This is a genomic window from Staphylococcus sp. AC872 (genome assembly GCF_979255425.1).
The window spans coordinates 1-380 of sequence record NZ_CEEDKW010000037.1; the positions used below are offsets into that span (position 1 = coordinate 1).

Sequence of the window (380 nt, forward strand, 5' to 3'; positions counted from 1 at the left end):
GGCGGCCCTCGGAGCGTTCGTACTGTTCCACCACGGTGTAGTCCTCGTTGTGGGAGGTGATGTCCAACTTGCGGTCGACGTTGTAGGCGCCGGGCATCTGCACGGGCTTCTTGGCCTTGTAGGTGGTCTTGAAGTCCGCCAGGTAGCGGCCGCCGTCCTTCAGGCGCAGGGCCATCTTAATGTCGCCCTTCAGCACGCCGTCCTCGGGGTACAACCGCTCGGTGGACGCTTCCCAGCCCATTGTCTTCTTCTGCATTACGGGGCCGTCAGGAGGGAAGTTGGTGCCGCGGAGCTTCACCTTGTAGATCAGGGTGCCGTCCTCCAGGGAGGTGTCCTGGGTCACGGTCACGGCGCCGCCGTCCTCGAAGTTCATCACGCGC

1 protein-coding gene is annotated in these 380 nt (G+C 63.7%); it reads right to left on the bottom strand.

Annotation, left to right across the window (positions count from 1 at the left end):
- A partial coding sequence (locus tag ACZ267_RS12815; RefSeq protein ID WP_463680339.1) for a hypothetical protein occupies nt 1-380 on the bottom strand: 380 nt, incomplete at both ends.